The 2,834-nt window shown below is 57.4% G+C and carries 3 protein-coding genes and 1 CRISPR repeat array; of the genes, 1 reads left to right on the top strand and 2 read right to left on the bottom strand.

The features are described from left to right. The first annotated feature begins 173 nt into the window (after positions 1–173). Entirely contained in the window at positions 174–893 is a 720-nt protein-coding gene (gene psb29, locus ACVWYY_RS14430) for a photosystem II biogenesis protein Psp29 (protein ID WP_041436186.1), read from the top strand. Between the two features lie 9 nt (positions 894–902). On the opposite strand, the gene ACVWYY_RS14425 is transcribed toward psb29, so the two are convergent. Then, a complete protein-coding gene (locus ACVWYY_RS14425; RefSeq protein ID WP_011432154.1) occupies positions 903–1,607 on the bottom strand; it encodes an esterase/lipase family protein in 705 nt (234 codons plus the stop codon). A gap of 3 nt (positions 1,608–1,610) precedes the next feature. Then, entirely contained in the window at positions 1,611–2,135 is a 525-nt protein-coding gene (locus tag ACVWYY_RS14420; RefSeq protein ID WP_414343795.1) for a GNAT family N-acetyltransferase, read from the bottom strand. 79 nt (positions 2,136–2,214) lie between these two features. Then, a CRISPR array of direct repeats spans positions 2,215–2,775; the repeat unit is 36 nt; unit sequence GTTTCCAATTTCTAGGGATCCCCCCGAAGGGGGAAC. Between the last annotated feature and the right edge of the window lie 59 nt (positions 2,776–2,834).

Below are 2,834 nucleotides of genomic sequence, written 5' to 3'. Positions count from 1 at the left end.
GTCGGAAGCAGGAACCCGCCGAGACGACTGCGCAAGGAGCCATCCATGCGCAGCGTGGTAGGAATCTCCAGCCTTCAGGCCGGGGAGGATGTCAACACAGCTTGCCCTCAGGGTCAGCACAGGTGAGAATAAAAAAACAGAGAAGCCATCCTCAAGCTCATTTTTGTCTGCCTGTGAATCCTGTTCGCACCCTCTCCGCCACCAAAGCGGCCTTTTTCAGCGCCTACCCTCGCCCGATCAACGCCGTCTATCGCCGGGTGGTGGAGGAGTTGTTGGTGGAGCTGCACCTGACCACCGTCAACAGCACCTTCGTCTACGATCCGTTTTTTGCCTTGGGGCTGGTCACCCTCTACGACGGGCTGATGGAAGCCTATCACCCCCCTGAGCAGCGAGAAGCCATTTTCAACGCCCTCTGTAAGGCTCTGCACCTCAAGCCGGAGGTGTTGCGCAAGAATGCCCGCGATCTGCTGGAGTTGATGGGAAGCGGGGATCCCCGTCAAAGACTTGATCTCCTCTGTCTCAAGCCAGAGGCGGAAGATGTGGGTGGGTTGAAAGCCATTTTGGAGCGCATGACTCAGCCGCCCTACGCCTACAGCCGGGTCTTAGCTGTTGGCCTTTACACAGCCTATGAAGTTGTGGCCAAGTCCCTTTACGAAGAACCAGAAGAACGCACCCGCCGCTTTTTGGAGAATGTGGTGAGCAAGCTGCCCTTTTCAACAGAGCGGGTGAGAAAAGATCTGGAGCTCTATCGCAGCAGTTTGGATCGCATGAAGCAGGCGCGGGCTGTGGTCGAGGAGATGGTAAAAGCCGCCCGGCGTCAGCAGGAACGCCGCCAATCGGCCGCCTCTTTGCCCGAGACTTCCCTCGGCGACCCAAGCAAGCCTGGCAGCTAAACCCCGGCCCTAAGCCAGATACTGAGCCCAAGTTTCCACCACCTCGGGGGATCCATACCAGCGCCGTCCACCCCGACCGGAATGGTAGCAGTTGGGCAGAGTGAGGTTAACAGCCCCCTGCAGGTGGGCAGCCTCGATGGGGGTAATGCCATCGCCCCACAATTCCCCCTGTCCAGCCGTGAGCCAATAGCTGTTGTAGGCCAGCCAAGCCAGATAATGCTCCTGTCGCCACAGGGATCCCAGACTCAACCTCTGCCCCTGGATGACCCTGCCCGCCACGCACACATATTTGACCTCGGGCCAAAAGGCCCCCGGATAGTGGGTGTTGACAAAGTCCAAATTGCGCTTCGTCCAGCGCTCCCGGCTGGTGTGGGGGGATCCCAAGCTAATCAGCGCAGCGACCTGCTCCCGCCCCTGCCACACCTGTCCCCCATAGGGCACGGATCCCAGGTAGATGCGGGCAATCCAGCCGCCGGCGGAGTGGGCCACCAGGTTAACTCGGTCAACCCCAAACTCAGCGCAGGTCTTTTGGATGGTCTCTCGAAGGGCCCACAGGATGGGAGTGACAGGCCTTCCCCCCAGCGTGGGAAACCAACTGCGCACCTGCAACGGCACCACCCGTGCCGCATAGCCGCGGGCTTCCAGCTCTTGGCGCAGGGGCTCATACTCCGACGCACCCGCCAGATAACCGGGCAAAATCACCACAGGGGCCATACGCTAGCGGGGATACCAGAACATGCCTTTGATCCCCTCAGGGTCGGCGGTGAAGCCCAGCCGTTCGTAAAAGCTGACCACTCCCTGATCGGCAAAAAGGGTGATGTTGCTGATGTCTCGGGCGCGCAGCTCGTGGATCACCTTTTCCATCAGCCGCTTGCCCAGACCCCTACCCTGGAAATCGGGATGAACCACCACATCCCAAATGGTGGCATTGAAAGCGTGGTCGGACGTTGCCCGGGCAAAGCCGATGAGGCGACGGTAGCTGCCCCGCTGCTGCCACATCGACACCACCAAAAAGCTGTGCTGCAGGGCTTTTCTCACCTTGTGAATGGGGCGACGCGACCACCCCACCGCATCGCAGAGCTCCTCTAGCTCGTACAGATCCAAGTTGGGATCCAAGCTGAAGAGGATTGTCTCCCCTCGTACCACCACCGTTTCCTGGCGACGGTCGGCCCTAGCTGTTTGCGCCGGCTCTTTGGTTGTAGCAGCTCCTGCTGACCCGAACAGGCCCTTCCAAAAACTCATGTGAATCGCTGCCGAGTGAAAGCTCACCCCTACTTTGGGTGAGCGTGTCCTCAGTATAGCCAGGATCGGTGGCGGAATTGTTTCCAATTTCTAGGGATCCCCCCGAAGGGGGAACTATCGGGCAGCCATACGCAAGCACTTGCCCCTCTTTGGGGTAAGGTTTCCAATTTCTAGGGATCCCCCCGAAGGGGGAACCACCCATTTGTTCTTAGAGTAGTTCCAGTAGTAGTTGCGAGTTTCCAATTTCTAGGGATCCCCCCGAAGGGGGAACTGTTCCGGTAATACTACTACAGAAATTTTTATTTTTTAGTTTCCAATTTCTAGGGATCCCCCCGAAGGGGGAACCTTTAAATCCGGTAGTCACTCCGCCACAGCCAGAAAATGTTTCCAATTTCTAGGGATCCCCCCGAAGGGGGAACTTTGCTGTAGTTTTAGTTGCAACACGTGCTCTTGCTGTTTCCAATTTCTAGGGATCCCCCCGAAGGGGGAACTAGTACTAGTCTACCCTAAGTATGGGCAGCGTCGTGTTGTTTCCAATTTCTAGGGATCCCCCCGAAGGGGGAACATCGAGATCGAGGCAGAAAGCCCCTTCACTCTAATGTTGGTTTCCAATTTCTAGGGATCCCCCCGAAGGGGGAACTATCCCGATAAGGGAGGAGTTACATATGGAGATTACCCTAGTTAGTGTTTCCAATTTCT

The sequence above is a fragment of the Thermostichus sp. MS-CIW-34 genome, assembly GCF_054060435.1.
Note: the sequence above shows the minus strand (reverse complement) of the source record. Positions and strands in the feature narration are given on the sequence as shown.